At 39.5% G+C, this 15,585-nt stretch carries 11 protein-coding genes and 15 tRNA genes; 9 read left to right on the top strand and 17 right to left on the bottom strand.

The genetic code is table 11. From position 1 onward, the window contains the following. Nucleotides 1-16 precede the first annotated feature (16 nt). The 5 genes from AC27I2_RS04150 to AC27I2_RS04130 all read right to left on the bottom strand — a co-directional run bounded on the left by AC27I2_RS04150 (nucleotide 17) and on the right by AC27I2_RS04130 (nucleotide 7,173). Nucleotides 17-1,324 (bottom strand): MFS transporter, encoded by a 1,308-nt coding sequence (locus tag AC27I2_RS04150; protein ID WP_006794595.1) that lies wholly within the window; start codon nucleotides 1,322-1,324, stop codon nucleotides 17-19. 2 nt (nucleotides 1,325-1,326) lie between these two features. After that, nucleotides 1,327-1,671, bottom strand: a complete 345-nt coding sequence (locus AC27I2_RS04145) for a cupin domain-containing protein (protein WP_487203544.1) — start codon at nucleotides 1,669-1,671, stop codon at nucleotides 1,327-1,329. Nucleotides 1,672-1,682: 11 nt separating this feature from the next. Then, nucleotides 1,683-3,890, bottom strand: coding sequence for a heparinase II/III domain-containing protein (locus AC27I2_RS04140; protein ID WP_487203543.1), 2,208 nt, complete (start codon nucleotides 3,888-3,890; stop codon nucleotides 1,683-1,685). A gap of 4 nt (nucleotides 3,891-3,894) precedes the next feature. Beyond that, nucleotides 3,895-6,153, bottom strand: coding sequence for a polysaccharide lyase 6 family protein (locus tag AC27I2_RS04135; protein ID WP_487203542.1), 2,259 nt, complete (start codon nucleotides 6,151-6,153; stop codon nucleotides 3,895-3,897). Nucleotides 6,154-6,294: 141 nt separating this feature from the next. Beyond that, nucleotides 6,295-7,173, bottom strand: a complete 879-nt coding sequence (locus AC27I2_RS04130) for an NAD(P)-dependent oxidoreductase (protein WP_008131457.1) — start codon at nucleotides 7,171-7,173, stop codon at nucleotides 6,295-6,297. Between the two features lie 725 nt (nucleotides 7,174-7,898). Between AC27I2_RS04130 and gloA the strand changes: the two genes are divergently transcribed. After that, complete coding sequence (gene gloA, locus AC27I2_RS04125; RefSeq protein ID WP_058404110.1) at nucleotides 7,899-8,285, top strand: lactoylglutathione lyase; 387 nt, start codon at nucleotides 7,899-7,901, stop codon at nucleotides 8,283-8,285. A gap of 49 nt (nucleotides 8,286-8,334) precedes the next feature. On the opposite strand, the gene AC27I2_RS04120 is transcribed toward gloA, so the two are convergent. From AC27I2_RS04120 to AC27I2_RS04080, 9 genes are all read right to left on the bottom strand, one after another. Beyond that, complete coding sequence (locus AC27I2_RS04120; protein ID WP_058404109.1) at nucleotides 8,335-8,601, bottom strand: DksA/TraR family C4-type zinc finger protein; 267 nt, start codon at nucleotides 8,599-8,601, stop codon at nucleotides 8,335-8,337. 469 nt (nucleotides 8,602-9,070) lie between these two features. Then, a tRNA-Glu gene (locus tag AC27I2_RS04115) sits at nucleotides 9,071-9,146 on the bottom strand. A gap of 85 nt (nucleotides 9,147-9,231) precedes the next feature. Then, nucleotides 9,232-9,307: transfer RNA gene (locus AC27I2_RS04110), tRNA-Glu, on the bottom strand. Between the two features lie 174 nt (nucleotides 9,308-9,481). Then, a tRNA-Glu gene (locus AC27I2_RS04105) sits at nucleotides 9,482-9,557 on the bottom strand. Between the two features lie 85 nt (nucleotides 9,558-9,642). After that, nucleotides 9,643-9,718, bottom strand: a tRNA-Glu gene (locus AC27I2_RS04100). A gap of 85 nt (nucleotides 9,719-9,803) precedes the next feature. Next, nucleotides 9,804-9,879 (bottom strand) — tRNA-Glu (locus AC27I2_RS04095). 85 nt (nucleotides 9,880-9,964) lie between these two features. After that, nucleotides 9,965-10,040: transfer RNA gene (locus AC27I2_RS04090), tRNA-Glu, on the bottom strand. 140 nt (nucleotides 10,041-10,180) lie between these two features. Then, nucleotides 10,181-10,256: transfer RNA gene (locus tag AC27I2_RS04085), tRNA-Glu, on the bottom strand. A 36-nt stretch (nucleotides 10,257-10,292) separates the two neighbouring features. After that, a tRNA-Ala gene (locus tag AC27I2_RS04080) sits at nucleotides 10,293-10,368 on the bottom strand. A 735-nt stretch (nucleotides 10,369-11,103) separates the two neighbouring features. Here AC27I2_RS04080 and AC27I2_RS04075 point away from each other — a divergent pair. The 8 genes from AC27I2_RS04075 (at nucleotide 11,104) to AC27I2_RS04040 (ending at nucleotide 14,047) form a co-directional block, all read left to right on the top strand. Beyond that, nucleotides 11,104-11,179 (top strand) — tRNA-Val (locus AC27I2_RS04075). A 148-nt stretch (nucleotides 11,180-11,327) separates the two neighbouring features. Then, nucleotides 11,328-11,403 (top strand) — tRNA-Val (locus tag AC27I2_RS04070). 154 nt (nucleotides 11,404-11,557) lie between these two features. Next, nucleotides 11,558-11,633: transfer RNA gene (locus AC27I2_RS04065), tRNA-Val, on the top strand. A 36-nt stretch (nucleotides 11,634-11,669) separates the two neighbouring features. Further along, nucleotides 11,670-11,745 (top strand) — tRNA-Val (locus tag AC27I2_RS04060). Nucleotides 11,746-11,792: 47 nt separating this feature from the next. Further along, nucleotides 11,793-11,868: transfer RNA gene (locus tag AC27I2_RS04055), tRNA-Val, on the top strand. Between the two features lie 33 nt (nucleotides 11,869-11,901). After that, nucleotides 11,902-11,977: transfer RNA gene (locus AC27I2_RS04050), tRNA-Val, on the top strand. A 29-nt stretch (nucleotides 11,978-12,006) separates the two neighbouring features. Then, a tRNA-Val gene (locus tag AC27I2_RS04045) sits at nucleotides 12,007-12,082 on the top strand. A gap of 327 nt (nucleotides 12,083-12,409) precedes the next feature. Beyond that, the gene (locus AC27I2_RS04040; RefSeq protein ID WP_487203541.1) at nucleotides 12,410-14,047 is read left to right on the top strand and encodes a response regulator; all 1,638 of its coding nucleotides are present in this window, start codon (nucleotides 12,410-12,412) and stop codon (nucleotides 14,045-14,047) included. Here AC27I2_RS04040 and msrB read toward each other — a convergent pair. The 3 genes from msrB to AC27I2_RS04025 all read right to left on the bottom strand — a co-directional run bounded on the left by msrB (nucleotide 14,044) and on the right by AC27I2_RS04025 (nucleotide 15,579). Further along, nucleotides 14,044-14,484 carry a peptide-methionine (R)-S-oxide reductase MsrB gene (msrB, locus tag AC27I2_RS04035; RefSeq protein ID WP_058403342.1) on the bottom strand — a complete coding sequence of 147 codons (441 nt, stop codon included), beginning with the start codon at nucleotides 14,482-14,484 and terminating at the stop codon, nucleotides 14,044-14,046. The two genes, AC27I2_RS04040 and msrB, sit on opposite strands and share 4 nt — an antisense overlap. 127 nt (nucleotides 14,485-14,611) lie before the next feature. Then, the gene (locus tag AC27I2_RS04030) at nucleotides 14,612-15,058 is read right to left on the bottom strand and encodes a hypothetical protein (RefSeq protein ID WP_058403343.1); all 447 of its coding nucleotides are present in this window, start codon (nucleotides 15,056-15,058) and stop codon (nucleotides 14,612-14,614) included. Next, the gene (locus tag AC27I2_RS04025) at nucleotides 15,058-15,579 is read right to left on the bottom strand and encodes a DUF2919 domain-containing protein (protein ID WP_487203540.1); all 522 of its coding nucleotides are present in this window, start codon (nucleotides 15,577-15,579) and stop codon (nucleotides 15,058-15,060) included. Before AC27I2_RS04025 ends, AC27I2_RS04030 begins: the two co-directional genes overlap by 1 nt. Nucleotides 15,580-15,585: the final 6 nt, after the last annotated feature.

Here is a 15,585-nt window from a genome sequence, read left to right as displayed (position 1 = left end):
TAGCAGTTGAAGCAGATTAATCAGGCTTTTTAAGAGGTTCAATTTTAGGAATTAAAATCCACACTGCAGCCATAGCAATAATGGCAAGTGATGCACCAATTATGAATGCCGGAGCATAATTACCATCAGCAGTTAATATTGGTACCAGTGAAGTAAGGCCTACCGCACCCAGTTTTGCAGCCATACCTGAAAAACCAGACAAAGTACCGACCGCCTTTTTACCTAGTAAGTCACTTGGTAAAGTTTGGACATTACCAATAGCAGTTTGAAAACCGAACAGAATAACAGCCATTATAAGAACAGCCGTAGTCGGGCCACCTGGATTTGCCATAGCTAATAATGCAGGGAGCATAATTAAACAGCCAAGCGTAATTGTCAGCTTACGGGTTTTATCTGTATTCCAACCCGATTTAAGTCTGTTTTGAGCCAATAGACCACCAAACCATGCGCCAAACATTGCACCTACATAAGGAACCCAACCATATATACCAATAGATTTAACGTCCATTGCATATACTTCGTTTAAGTAAATTGGTATCCAAAAAACAAATAACCACCAAATAGGATCTATCGCTGCTGATGCAATAATGACACCCCAGCTTTGTTTACGAGAAAGCAACTCGCCAGTAGAAGGGTTGTACTCTTCTTCGTCTTCACCTGTCACGTCGCCGTTGTCATCAACGCGTCTTTGACCGGTTAGGATATATTCGCGCTCTTCTTCGCTTATCCAAGGGTGAGAGCCCGGTGGCGCTTTCACTAAAATCAACCACGGTACTAACCATAAAAAACCCAAGGCACCAACAAAAACAAACACCATTTGCCAGCTAAAATAAACCGTTAAGTAAGCAATTAATGGTATTGCTATAATGCCACCAATTGCAGCACCTGAGTTAAAAATACCCTGTGCAAGCGCACGTTCTTTAGTTGGGAACCATTCAGCGTTACCCTTGGCTGCACCTGGCCAGTTACCGGCTTCAGCTACACCTAAAATGGCACGAAAAATACTTAGACTTAAAACACCTTGCGCAAATGCATGAGCAATTGTTGCCAACGACCACACACCAATTGATAACACAAAACCAAATCGGGTACCCACCCAGTCAAATATTTTACCAAAAATGGCTTGGCCAAATGCGTAGGCAAATACAAACACGATAGAAATGTTTGCGTAAATTTGTTTACGTTCTAATGCCGATTCATCAGGGAACATTTCTTCTACTATATCTGGCCAAAGTACACTTAGTGCTTGGCGGTCAATGTAATTTATGATGGTTGCTAACGCGATTAACGCAATAACCCACCAGCGTAAGCCTTTAAGTTGCATAATTATTCCTCAAGAAAGTCTTCACGGGCTGGACTAAAGGTATCGATTAAAATACCACCTGTTGGGCACGTAGCGCCATGATCGGCAAATGGAGGAATAAAACAGCTATCACCCGGTTTTAAAATTTCAGTTACACCGTCAATATTAAAGTGAAACTCGCCTTCAACTACGTAAGTTACTTGTGAGTGTCTATGCGCATGGTTATAACCAATTGCGCCTTTTTCAAACCAAATTTTAACGGCCATTAGCTCTTCGTTAAATCCTAACATTTGACGCTTTAAACCATTGCCTAGATCTTCAATTTCAGTTTTTTCACCAAATGAAAAATGTGCACTTTGCTTTTGCATCCTAATTACTCCTAATTATTCTTCAACGCATAAACGCCAAGTCGGTCGCTTAAGTTGAATGACTTATTTCTAAATGTGAAATCGTTTTTAGCTGCGCTTTGTGACTTATTAATTGCAACTAAATATGGCGTATTCTTTACGTTTAGTTCAACAAGTATTAAGTCACCCTGTGTGCTGTACGTTAACTCTGAAACACGGCTAACAGCCTCTAATGTGTATTCTTTGCTTGGGTTATATTCACCATGAGGCTCTAGAACAGACACAAACGTGTGTTGTTTTTGCCCTTCTACGCGACGAATAAAACCGTTTTCGTTGCGTAGGTTAAAGTTAAGGTCATTTGCGCCTATTTGAGTAAATAAAAATAACTCGTCGCCGTTAACTAGGCTTGTTTGTGTATAGAAGCGGCCATTATCATTTAACCATGTTACCTTTGCTAACCCCTTTTCAGGCGTTGCTTGTCCTTTTAACCATAGGTGTTGATAACCATTGCTTTCACCTAGAGCCTTTAGCTGATTTGTATTAGCACGTAAGCTAAAGTTGGTATCAATCAATTGGCCTTTATAGTGTAAAGGCAAATCAAATTGATGCGCTTTATTTGCATCTATATCGAACACGTCAAGTGCTACAGTGCTTTCTAGCCCTGGTAAGTTAACAAGTGCTAAAATACGTTTTAATTCAATCCCTTTGTAGGCTGTGGTTATTTCCCCACTTGCGACAGTGCCAAACTCATTGGTTTCAAAAAAGTTAAGCTTAGGATAGTTATTATTTCCTACTTCTACATTGGCATTAAAGTGAGATGTTTCATCTACAACAACAGTGTTATGCGCAACAGTATGTTTTGCATAGGTTTCGTTCTCTGGAAGATAACGGCCACCATACTTAGCCTCTACATTTAAAAAACGTGCTGCGCCGTAGTCAGATACAATTTCGTTACCATGGTCGTAAAACTGCCATGTAAGCTTATCAAAGTGACCATGACCTAAACCTTGTGCAGCAGGTTTAAACAAAAGGGCTTGATCGCCGCCTACCTTAGTTCGCATAACCACTAAAGCGCCTTGCTTTCCATCGTTACCGTCGCCAAAGGCAACTGATTTGAATATGTATGGCGCTTCATTCTTATCATCTAGCGCTTGAGCCACCTTTAAACCGTCGCCTGTAAGGACTACCTGATCTTGATACTTAGCAATGTCTAGGTAACCCGCATCGTTAGTTAAACCATAAGCAGCCGTTACGCCTTGTACTAATTCAATCGTGTCAATACCTTTACTTTTTATGGCATCGTTAATCGGGAAGAACAAACCGTTATAACTAAGCTGAATCGTCGTATCAATTGCTTTTAGTAAAATACCATCGCGGTAATCGAAAATTTTTCTTTGTGGCTCATTGTTTTCAATTGCTTTTGCAAAGGTAACAAACGGCAGTAATGCAAAACGCTGATAATAAGGTCCTTCGTTGTAATAGCCTTGTGGAGAAAACAGCATTTCTAATTGCTTAATGAAACCACCTTTGCCCGATTTGTTTAAATCATAGAGTGATTTTTCTACCCACTCAGGTTCATCTAACACATAACCTGCCATACCCACGCCTGCAGTAGCCCAGGTACCATGGTTATGCACTTTATTAAATGTTGAAGGCTGACCCACTGACGTAAACAATGAAACAGGACGTAATAAATCGTCTTCTATCACTTTTTTATTTTCATCACTTAGCGAATCATGAATTAAGTCATATGCCTGAATTGTATAAACAAGCCACATTGCTTCATTCAAGCTTTGCCAAAAAAACTTACCTGGGTTTTGAGAATTCATTTTACGTTTTGGGTGTAACCCTAGCGTAGGGTAAAGCTCAGCGTATTCAAGCAACATATCGCGGACATAATTTGCGTATTTATCATCTTGGCTTAATTGATAAATAATCCCAGCGTTATACATTAACTGGTAGTTCTTTTTATGACGTTCGTGCGTATAGCCGCCCCCACCATCTTTAGGCACGGGCACCGTAATAGGTTGCGTTATTTGCTCGTCTACTTGTGTTTTTAAATTTTTATATGCCGCTGTAAACTGACCTTCGCCTTTTATTGCTTGGCGCATAAGCTTTACGTCGTCAACTGTAATAACCAGATTTGGATGCGATGCTGCACTCACAACTGACGACAATAATAATGAAAATAAAGCTAAAGTAGCGGCTTGTATGTGTGTATTTCGTTTAAATAAATTCATTAGTTCACAGCGCCTTATTTATCACGTTGTTATCTACAAGTATTGCGGTATGAGGGCCTGCGATTCTAAGCTCTTTAACACTTGGGGCGGATGTTGCATCAAATGTGTTGCGCGATACCTCAGTGATTGGCTCGCCAACAGTGTGCTCAATTACAACGGGGGCTGAATTAACAAATGCGTTATTTTCAATTTCAGTTACCTGCACTCCATGAACATAAATACTGGCCTTTTCTTTGTTGCGTTTTCCAAGGCCAACATTATTTAGCGTGTTGTTTTTCATTTCAAAGTGAGGACCAAATGTACTCTCATCGGAGCCGCCTCGGTATAGCTTTAGCAAGCCGCCTTTTACATCATTAAAGTTGTTACCAATAACAGTAACGTATTCAGCGTTGTAAATACCTAAGTCTTCTATTTCTGTGTTAAGGCGTAATATGTCACCGGTTACGTTGTTAAAAGTATTATTTGTTAGTGTAATTTCATCAGCCATTGCACCTTTACCCGTTACAAAAAAGTGAAACGAGTGATTAATATCTAACTTAATTAATTGTGAGTTATGAATTTCAAAACGGTAGTTATCGACCATACCCCATTTTTGAGTACGAACTACACTGTTGCCTATGGCATCGGGTGCGCTTTCACCAGAGATAACTAAACCATCTAGCTTTAAGCTACCGCCATCGTGAATTTCAAATAAAGTAGAACGCTGATAAGTGAGCTTTGCTTTACCTGGGTTTTTAGCTTTAATAGTAAGTGCTCTTCTAATCTTAATAAGTTTTGATACATCGTATTGGCCATCAGCAAGCGCTAGCACATCTCCGGATTGGGCGTTATTAATTGCATTAAGTAAGTCGGTTACATTTGCTTTAACTTGATGCGTTTTACCTGAGTCAAACTCAACAACCTGCGCTATTTTTGGATACCAACTGACGCCGGTATCGTCCTTTTTTAGCACCGTTAAACCACGTTTAGCACCTGCTTTCATTTTACTTGATTTAGGGTAAAGTAAGCCGTTACTTGCTTTGCTAAGTGCTACATTTTGCTTTTTAACACCATAAGCAAGCTCTTTTAATACAGTGGTATTTGCAACGTTGTTGGTCAAAGCAATACCACTTACATCATCAAATGCAGTAAATGGCTGCTCGCCATTTTGATTAATAATCAGGTTATTTTTCATTACGCTGTTAATAGGTGCTGCACTTCGCTCTGCATCACTACCTGCAGCAAGTTGTACATGGCTTACATTTACAAAGGTGTTGTTTTCTATGGTTGCATTTTCAACTTGGTGGTAACGGTTAATTGGCGAGTTTGGTACACCGTTCATCACGGTAAACCCGCTACCAAATCGGTAACCTGTGAGCCCTTCAAGGTAGTTATTTCTTACAACTTGGTCTTTATTGATAATACGAATACCGCCAGTGTGGTCTGCGCCATTACCAAAGAAAATGTTCTCTTCAATTACATTGCCATTACCATGGCGAAGGGTTAACGTACCGCGAGATTCAAAAAATACGTTATTACGAATTTGGTTTTTACCTGATTTTACCGAGATGATTTCTACTTCACCGTTAGTGCGTTCAAAATAATTGTTTTCAACTACTGTAAATGAATCACTTAGTGAGTAATGACTGGTGCCAATACGCAGGGTTTCACCACCATTAGAGCCAAAAGTAGGACGGTAACCAAAAAAGTTATGATCTATTTGATGATAATTTTGCTGGCTTTGTTCGCTATTTAATCTTACAGCAACCGTAACACCTTTATTTCTTTTACCTACTAGGTGACTATGATCAAATCGGTTGTGTTGGCCATACAACGCTATCCAGTAATCTGACTCTCGTTTATCTGGATTATTATAATTATCGATTACAACATTGGTAACTCGTGAATGGTAAGCTAACTCTTTTTTATTGCGACGAAACTCTATTACCGCTGAACTTGGCGTATAACCCTCTTTGAAAACTAAGCCCGAAACCTCAAGGTACTGGCCCGCAAGACGAAGATTAGATTGGCCTGATAAAATAACCTTGCCGTGTGTTTCGGCTGTTAACGTAATAGGTGCATTTTTTGTGCCTTGACCTTGTAATAAAATTTCGAAATCAAGCCAAGTTCCATCTTTAAGAACAACGTTATCGCCTGCAACTAAGTTTGCCGCAATATCGTTAAAATCCTGTTTGTTGTCTACAAAATAATCTTTGGCCGCTATTTGTGTAGATAGGCAACCGATGAGAACTAGACTAAGCTTTATTGTACTAATCAAACGCATAGTTAACTCTTTTTCGTTGTGACTAAGTAAATGCGCTGTCAGGCGTTATTGTGCTGACAATACATAAAGACTTAAATCGATTGGTGTCATGAGTGTTTGAGCGCTTTAAATTAAAAACCTAAAGCGCTTTAGAGCTAAAAATTACTTTTCTAGTTTTTTGAAGTAATCGAAAATTTCTGGCACGTTACCTTGGCCCATACCTGCGTCAAATGCTGCTTGTAAGTTAGCAGACGACCCTTCAGCAATTTTTGATTGAGTACCTAAGTCTTCAACCATTTGTAAAAAATAACCAAGGTCTTTATTTGCATTAGCAATAGAAAAGCCAAGGTCGCTTACGTTGTCTACTGCATAGTTTTTACAAAAATGCATGAATGGAGAATTTGACGGGCCGGTAGACATAATGTCGAACAACTGTTGACGGTCAACACCTGCAAGTTCTGCAACTGCAAATGCCTGTGACATTGCACATACGGTTGTCATTCCCATAAAGTTATTGATCAGCTTTGTCGTGTGGCCAGCACCTAAATCACCTAAGTGAAAAACGTTCTCGCCTTGATCTTCTAACACTGACTTCACTTTGTTAAAAGTTGCCATGTCGCCAGAAGCCATAATATTTAATAAACCATCTTTTGCATGTGCAGGTGTACGACCAAGCGGTGCGTCAATCATACCAGCACCTTTTGCAGCTAAATCAGCGCCAATTTTTTTAGTTGAAGATGGAATTGATGTACCAAAGTCAACAAGTACTGCGCCTTCTTTAATGCCCGCTAAAATACCGTCGTCAGCGTAAACTATTTTTTCAACAACAGCTGACGTTGTTAGACAAAGCATTACTATATCTGCACCTGAAGCTAGTTCCTTTGCTGTGCTTGCTGTTTTTGCGCCTCGAGCGACACATGCAGCAACTGCATCCTTACTCAAATCCATAACAATCAGCTCATAGCCTTTGTTTTGTAAATTTTCGGCCATATTGCCGCCCATAAGGCCTAGACCGATGAAACCGATTACAGGTTTTGACATGAATAACTCCTAGATATGATGGCGCAAACTTTTATGAGAGTGAGTAGTTAGTTACCCCATAAAATAGGTACGCTCTGTCTTTTTTTAATTCAGTAGAGCCACTTTATTAGATAAATAGAATAAGGTTTGTACTTTTTAAAGTAAGTAAAATAGCTTGTCTAACTCTCATTAAACACAGCATTTTTTTATCTCTTATTTACTTATATAATCATGTGTAACTCTGATTATTTACTAAGCCATTTAGCAACAACGCTTAGGAGGTTACCAATTGGTATGTAAAAACATTATTACCAAACGCCTTTATTGTCAACCAATAAGTTATTTTTGTAAGCTGGGGAGTTACAACCAAAAGTTAATAGAAATAATATAATTCAATAAATACAATATGATAAAAACTATTAAATTAAATTTTCATATCAAAACGATTTTAAATAATATTTAAACGAATAGGCCTTGGGAGGTTGACCAATAAGCACAAATAATTGGCTAACCAGCCATATGAAAAGCCCAAATTGGTAATTAAGTTAAACTGTTAACCCATATATCAACAACAGATGATTCAATTCGACAGACTTTAATATTAAAGAAAGCTTTTTTGCTTGTAATACACATTTCCTGCCCTCATATAATTTAAAACTTATAAAATAATCAGCTGTCTCTAAATATGTTTTTAGAAATCGATATAGCCGATGAATTACATCAAAATAAAGCCTGAGGTTCCTTAAATGCGCTTATTACACACTATGCTTCGCGTTGCTGATTTAGAAAAATCTATCGCGTTTTACACCCACATTCTCGGCATGAAAGAGCTTAGACGCTCTGAAAATGAAGAGTACCGCTACACTTTGGCTTTTGTTGGTTATGGCGATGAAAAAGATACAACGGTACTTGAGCTCACATATAACTGGGATCAAGATAACTATAGCCAAGGTGATGCCTACGGACACATCGCAATTGAATTTGATGATATATACAAAGCATGCGATGACATAAAAGCTGCTGGTGGTAATGTAAGCCGAGAGCCCGGTCCAGTTAAAGGTGGAACAACTCAAATTGCATTTGTTAAAGACCCTGATGGGTATTCAATAGAGCTTATTCAGAAAAAGTCATAAATAATCACGGGTGGTATTTTACCCATAAAAAAAGGTGCCTTGAGCACCTTTATCGTAATTGACTATCTTTACTACCACGGCGATTAAACGCGTTAGAATTACTTGGTAGCCCTTCTAATTCCGCTTGGCATGAAATGCAGTAGCGCACGCCTGGCAACGCTAACCTTCTTGCTTGTGGTATCGTCTCGTCACACTCATCACAAAGCTCAGCGCTCGCTCCTGAAATTAGGTTACTTCTTGCGTATTGCACTGCATCATTAACACTAGCATCTATTTGATCTTGAATTGCGCCATCACGCGCCCATCCACTTGCCATAAATCCTCCTCATTCTTTGGAAGTTTTATACATGCTAACAAGTAGAATATTTATTAGCCCTGAATAAAAAATACAGATACTTTAATTAATACCAATTCGCTTAATTTATTGAGTTATTTTGAGGGTAGAAAAATGTTTTAGTAGCAAGGCAAAAAATCGTTCTTTATTTTTTCTAAATAAGAGTTTTTAACGTGGGTTGTGACACGTTTAGCTCAGCAAAATGATTAAGTATTATTGCGGGTTGATATAAATGTTTTTAGAGCTGTGATCTGATAGAGCTAAATATTTAACTTTGAAAGGTAATTTATATATGACTATGGGAAATGCTTTGTGAGGTATGTTTAAATCTTAATAACACTGACCTACTTTAGAAAAGTAAATGCGTCCCCAAGAGATCAGCACTCTTGATAACGGCGTGCATAGAGAGTGCGGTGTCACACTGCTTTAATACTGTACTTAAAATAGTAGATGGCGTCCCCAAGGGGATTCGAACCCCTGTTACCGCCGTGAAAGGGCGGTGTCCTAGGCCTCTAGACGATGGGGACACTAAAAAGTGTCACTAGGACAACTGAAAATTTAGACTCGATTCAGACGAGCTTTAATTACACTACCCTACTCTATAATAGTAAGTGGCGTCCCCAAGGGGATTCGAACCCCTGTTACCGCCGTGAAAGGGCGGTGTCCTAGGCCTCTAGACGATGGGGACACTAAAAAGTGTCACTAGGACAACTGAAGGTTTAGACTCGATTCAGACGAGTTTTAATAACACTACCCTACTATATAATAGTAAGTGGCGTCCCCAAGAGATTAGCACTCTTGATAACGGCGTGCATAGAGAGTGCGGTGTCACACTGCTTTATACTGCACTTAAAATAGTAGATGGCGTCCCCAAGGGGATTCGAACCCCTGTTACCGCCGTGAAAGGGCGGTGTCCTAGGCCTCTAGACGATGGGGACACTAAAAAGTGTCACTAGGACAACTGAAAATTTAGACTCGATTCAGACGAGCTTTAATAACACTACCTTACTGTATAGTAGTAAGTGGCGTCCCCAAGGGGATTCGAACCCCTGTTACCGCCGTGAAAGGGCGGTGTCCTAGGCCTCTAGACGATGGGGACACTAAAAAGTGTCACTAGGACAACTGAAAGTTTAGGCTCGATTCAGACGAGCTTTAATAACACTATCCTACTATATAATAGTAAGTGGCGTCCCCAAGGGGATTCGAACCCCTGTTACCGCCGTGAAAGGGCGGTGTCCTAGGCCTCTAGACGATGGGGACACTAAAAAGTGTCACTAGGACAACTGAAAGTTTAGACTCGATTCAGACGAGCTTTAATAACACTACCCTACTATATAATAGTAAGTGGCGTCCCCAAGGGGATTCGAACCCCTGTTACCGCCGTGAAAGGGCGGTGTCCTAGGCCTCTAGACGATGGGGACACTAAAAAGTGTCACTAGGACATTTGATAAGTTTAACTCATATCGTGAGCTTCTAAGGTAATGCGTATTTTACAAGTAAAGACTCGAGCTTTAAGTGTTACGCTACTCTCTTGGTATAACCACCTCTAGTATAAACTAGATGGCGTCCCCAAGGGGATTCGAACCCCTGTTACCGCCGTGAAAGGGCGGTGTCCTAGGCCTCTAGACGATGGGGACGCAGAAAACTGCTACCCTAGGACAAACACTAATAATTGGTGGAGCTATGCGGGATCGAACCGCAGACCTCTTCACTGCCAGCGAAGCGCTCTCCCAGCTGAGCTATAGCCCCAACTTAATCAACACTCGCCGTAATAAATACGTCGTGTATTGCTTAGTGCGGGGCGCATTCTATGCACCACCCAAAATAAAGTCAACAGTTTTTTATCCAGCTTTATTTAAATGGTTTAATTTTCAACAAACTGGCTATCAAGCATGCTAAAAAACACAATTTGATTAAAATCATTACCCTAATGCGACTCCCCTACACTTTTATTTTATGTGGCGTTACCAGTCAGTGAATTGTAATTCACTACTCTCCCCTCAAAAGGTATACATTTATATGCAATTCAAACTTTGCAAATATAATTTAAAGAAAACTCACCTAACATCGCACTTTCGTTCCGACAGACCAATTAACTAAACGTAGTAAAACAATAAATGATTTCTATGATTGCGCTTTAAAATATTTTTCTTTGAACCGTATTTTATTTGTTAACTTCTCAAGCCGGTAACAAAAAGTATATCCCCTCATTAGGGAGCGATTAAATGGCCAACAAAAAACAATCGCTTGTACATTCCCCCTAAGAAGAACTGGATAGATGCAAATGATATTTATAAATACCACAAGTGCGCCACATTTTTATACTACCCAACATATTCTGCCTATTAAATAGACGCAAGCTATATCCTGTTGTTTATAAAACCTTCATTCAGTACATTTTTATCATTCAAGTGTTGACACATTTCCAACTCTATCTATAATAGCGCCCCACAACAACGCAGCAATGTGATGTTGTTTAGATGCGGGTGATTAGCTCAGTTGGGAGAGCATCGCCCTTACAAGGCGAGGGTCACTGGTTCAAGTCCAGTATCACCCACCACTTTTTATAAGTGTTCGCATCTAAATTCTACATGAGCTATCAGCTCAGTTAGAAAAGAGAATATCACTGCTACTGACATGTAACAGCGATGTTTACTGGTTAAAGTCCAGTACTATTTATTATAATAGTAGCGCTATAAATTATATGTGGGTGATTAGCTCAGTTGGGAGAGCATCGCCCTTACAAGGCGAGGGTCACTGGTTCAAGTCCAGTATCACCCACCACATATAAAGCCTGTTATATAAATAGTCATTTAAATTGTAATATGAGTCGTTAGCTCAGTTACAAGAAAAGAGAGCATCACCGCTTTTTATAAAAGACGGCGAAGTTCACTGGTTAAAGTCCAGTACTATCTATACAGATAATAGTATGTAATATGGGTCGTTAGCTCAGTTGGGAGAGCATCGCCCTTACAAGGCGAGGGTCACTGGTTCAAGTCCAGTACGACCCACCATTCTTAGAATGGTGCATATTACAAAAATTTATATGTGGGTGATTAGCTCAGTTGGGAGAGCATCGCCCTTACAAGGCGAGGGTCACTGGTTCAAGTCCAGTATCACCCACCACATATAAACCTATTATTATATTAATAGTCACGTTTTAAATTTAATATGGGTCGTTAGCTCAGTTGGGAGAGCATCGCCCTTACAAGGCGAGGGTCACTGGTTCAAGTCCAGTACGACCCACCATTCTTAGAGTGGTGCATATTAAATATATAATTTGGGTGATTAGCTCAGTTGGGAGAGCATCGCCCTTACAAGGCGAGGGTCACTGGTTCAAGTCCAGTATCACCCACCAAATTATATTAAGTCATACCTATTATATGTGGGTGATTAGCTCAGTTGGGAGAGCATCGCCCTTACAAGGCGAGGGTCACTGGTTCAAGTCCAGTATCACCCACCACATATAACTACCTCTTTAATATCTACTCTAAATTATTTCTCTACTTTTTATAAACGCTTATCTGCATAATTAACTCAGCCATCAGAAAAAAGAGCATCACTGCCCTTTAGGCATAATAATTTAATCACCACAGCCTAATATTTAATCCCTATTAAAATTGCAAATATAACCCGTCATTACAGCACTGAATAAAAATGACACTTTATGACCATATAAACGTATTAGTTAAACCTAATTACCTAATAAATACAGCTAACATTTAAATTCCCTTGTAAGCAGCTAAACTGTTGATTATAGTCTGTGTTAAAAGTGATAACGCTTAAGCCAATGCCAACTAAGATATTTTCAAAAGCCAAAATACTAATAGTCGAAGAGCAGCCACTTGCTCAAAGCTATATGAAACAATCGTTAGAAAGACTTGGCTTTCGGCAGTTGAGCTTTGCTGATCATGCCAATTCAGCAAAAGAGCAATGTTTAAGTGAATCGTTCGATTTAATTGTGTGTTCCTTCAACCTAAATAAACACCAAGACGGTTACCAGTTATACGAAGAGCTAAGAGTTAAACAACTCATAAAAAACTCTACTGGCTTTATCTTTATTTCAGCTGAAACAAGTGGCTCATTAGTACACAGTGTACTTGAGCTTCAACCCGATGACTTTTTGGTTAAGCCTTTTACAGCGCAAGAACTAAAGACCCGAATTGAACGTATATTAAAGCGTAAACACGATCTTCAAACCGTATACACGCTCATCGATGATGGTAACGACTCAAAAGCCATAAAATATATTGATGCGGCACTTGAAAGAAAAGACAATAATTACAGCCCTATTCTACTTCGTCTGAAAGGTGATGCTCTTCTTCGGTTAAAACGCGCCCAAGAGGCCAAAGACTTTTTTAAATCTGTGCTCGATATTCAAAAATTCGCCTGGGCTAAAGTGGGGCTAGTAGAAGCGCTTATAGCCAATAACGAGCATATTTTGGCGCAACGCATGTTAAAAACCATGCTAGAACGTCAAGAAACCCGTCTTGTTGCATTAGACTTACTAGGCCGGTTAGAAATTAAACTGAATCAATTTGAATTGGCCCAAGACTTTTTGAGCCAAGCTGCCACAATTGCGCCACGAAATATATCGCGTCAAAAATCGCTAAGCACGGTCTCGTTAATTAATCACGACTACGAAAAAAATTACCTAACACAAAAAGATATAGCAAACTTTGCTAAGCACTCTATTTACGATCATCCCGATATATACTTAAATGCGGCTCGAGCAGGAATTGACTTTGCATTAACGACAGATCAAACCGATCAGGTGCAGCGCATTTCTAGGCAAACAAATAAATATATAAACGATTTAAAAACCCAATTTCCTAACAGCACTAATCAATCGCAAATTGATGTGCTTAATGCGCGGCTTCATTATTTAAAAGATGAACATCAAAAAGCGAAGAAGCTCATTGAGCAATTAGAAGATGACGACTCAATAATCCGTTCAGTCGATGGCGCACTTGATAAAGCAAAAGCCTTTCATGAGCTAGGGTTTCATCAAAAAGCACAAATGTTATTTACGCAAATAATTAATCATTGTGAAAGACACCCGACTACGAGCGAACCCACCTATTTACGTTATATACAGCAACAGCAAAGTGAAAGACGTGATATTAAAATGGGGCCAAAAGAACTTAATAACCATGCTGTGACCCAGTTTAACAAAGGCCAACTGAATACAGCACTAGAAGCATTTACGCATGCGTTCAGAGTGATGCCACGTAATCAAAGCATTGCACTTAATTTATTACAATGCTTATTTGATTCAACCAAACAAAGTGGCAGTTCATTGAATATCGGGCTTGCTAAAAAGTGCTACACCTTATTAGACAAATCCGATTTGCCTGCCGATCAAACGCAGCGTTTAGATAAAATTATGAATCAAGCAAAAGAGATGAAGCTAAACCTCAAAGACTAAAGCTTTTTCATTGCGGCGCCATTAACACAGTATCGAAGGCCCGTTGGTAATGGGCCATCTGGAAATATATGCCCTAAATGCGCATCACACACATTGCATACAACCTCTACACGCTCCATGCCATGGCTAACATCACGTACGTAGCCAATTGCTTCTATACTTGCCGGCTGAGTAAATGAAGGCCAGCCAGTTCCGCTTTCAAACTTTTCGTCAGCATCAAACAATAAATTATCACAACACACACACACATATTTACCAGGCTCTAACAATGTACAACTACCAGACATATCAGGGCGCTCTGTTCCTTTCATACGCGTTACATAGTATTCGTTTTCTGACAATTGTTTACGCCATTGTTCGTCTGTTTTAGTAACTTTTTTACTGGGTGTCGGATTGCCATTTTTGGCAAAATTAATCACATCGTTCCATTTCAACATAGTAACCTCATGAAAACCTGTATTACGAATAGGGTAAATAATCTAAGCTCTGGATAATTAACGTTTATAAATCAAAGATCAGGTTATATAACTAGACCTTTTATTACGAGGTCAAATGGTGCGTCGATCAAGCTTGCTCAAAGGTAATCGTTTGCTTTTCTGCAGTAGTAAAAATCCGCTGCATGAACGCCTCTAACTCCGCTTTTTTAACTGGTAAGCTAACGCTTAGTTGCCGATCATTATTGCTACAAATAATAAGCTCATCATCTTTGCTTACTACGCGCTCAATACTTTGTATAACCAGCCAATTAGGCCCATGTTTTTTATCAAAAAAGCCCATTAAGCTAAATACTAATAAGTGCTGCGCATCGCGTTGAACAAAATGCTCTAAGCGGTTTCGCGCTTTAAATAATGGAGTAAGCCTGTACATGCTAGAACAAAACACAAACACCCATACACCTATCAACACTTTAAACCACATAACGTCTGATAACTCATAGGCAAGCATTAAACCAACAAGCACAAAACCAATAATTGCAATTATTAATGCTATTTTTTTGTTTACTGCGTCCACTATGAATCCTTTTTAAGCTGTTTTTTATCATCTGATGCTTTTTCTGTTGGCTCAGGCCAATCTTTAAAAAACACAGTTAAATACCGACTTTTAACTAAATACCAAAGCACCCAAAACACAATAACCATTTGCACCGCTAAAAAAAGCGAAAACCGATAATGGCTATGTGCCGCTTGTACTATTAACCACGTTAAATCTATCAGCGCACAAACAATTAATGGCCAGCGCATATGCCGCCAAATACTTGCCAACCGGTCAGTGGCTTTATGTGAATCACGTGGACGGCGCAAACAAAATAACAATGTAGGAATTATCGCAATACTGCCAATAGCAATGGCAATAAAAAAGTCGCTTTTAGCTCTAAAAAATAACGACATTAAGTCAAGCTCTGGTCGGCGGCTTAGTGCCGCAATAACCCAAATAAAATAAGCACGCAGCAACACCACTACACTTAAGTGAAACGCAACGGGCGTACGATAACTCCCGTATTTATCCCAGTATTGGGGTCCGTATCGGCTCATTACTAC

Source organism: Pseudoalteromonas sp. NH0006-46 (assembly GCF_057547735.1).
The sequence above is the reverse complement of the archived record's forward strand: the minus strand, read 5'-3'. Positions and strand labels throughout refer to the sequence as shown.

Bases quoted from the DNA above. Each gene is read 5' to 3' on its own strand.
- AC27I2_RS04150 (WP_006794595.1), bottom strand. From the start codon at position 1,324: ATGCAACTTAAAGGCTTACGCTGGTGGGTTATTGCGTTAATCGCGTTA.
- AC27I2_RS04130 (WP_008131457.1), bottom strand. From the start codon at position 7,173: ATGTCAAAACCTGTAATCGGTTTCATCGGTCTAGGCCTTATGGGCGGC.
- AC27I2_RS04025 (WP_487203540.1), bottom strand. From the start codon at position 15,579: ATGAGCCGATACGGACCCCAATACTGGGATAAATACGGGAGTTATCGT.
- AC27I2_RS04135 (WP_487203542.1), bottom strand. From the start codon at position 6,153: ATGCGTTTGATTAGTACAATAAAGCTTAGTCTAGTTCTCATCGGTTGC.
- AC27I2_RS04120 (WP_058404109.1), bottom strand. From the start codon at position 8,601: ATGGCAAGTGGATGGGCGCGTGATGGCGCAATTCAAGATCAAATAGAT.
- AC27I2_RS04140 (WP_487203543.1), bottom strand. From the start codon at position 3,890: ATGAATTTATTTAAACGAAATACACACATACAAGCCGCTACTTTAGCT.
- AC27I2_RS04040 (WP_487203541.1), top strand. From the start codon at position 12,410: ATGCCAACTAAGATATTTTCAAAAGCCAAAATACTAATAGTCGAAGAG.
- msrB (WP_058403342.1), bottom strand. From the start codon at position 14,484: ATGTTGAAATGGAACGATGTGATTAATTTTGCCAAAAATGGCAATCCG.
- gloA (WP_058404110.1), top strand. From the start codon at position 7,899: ATGCGCTTATTACACACTATGCTTCGCGTTGCTGATTTAGAAAAATCT.
- AC27I2_RS04145 (WP_487203544.1), bottom strand. From the start codon at position 1,671: ATGCAAAAGCAAAGTGCACATTTTTCATTTGGTGAAAAAACTGAAATT.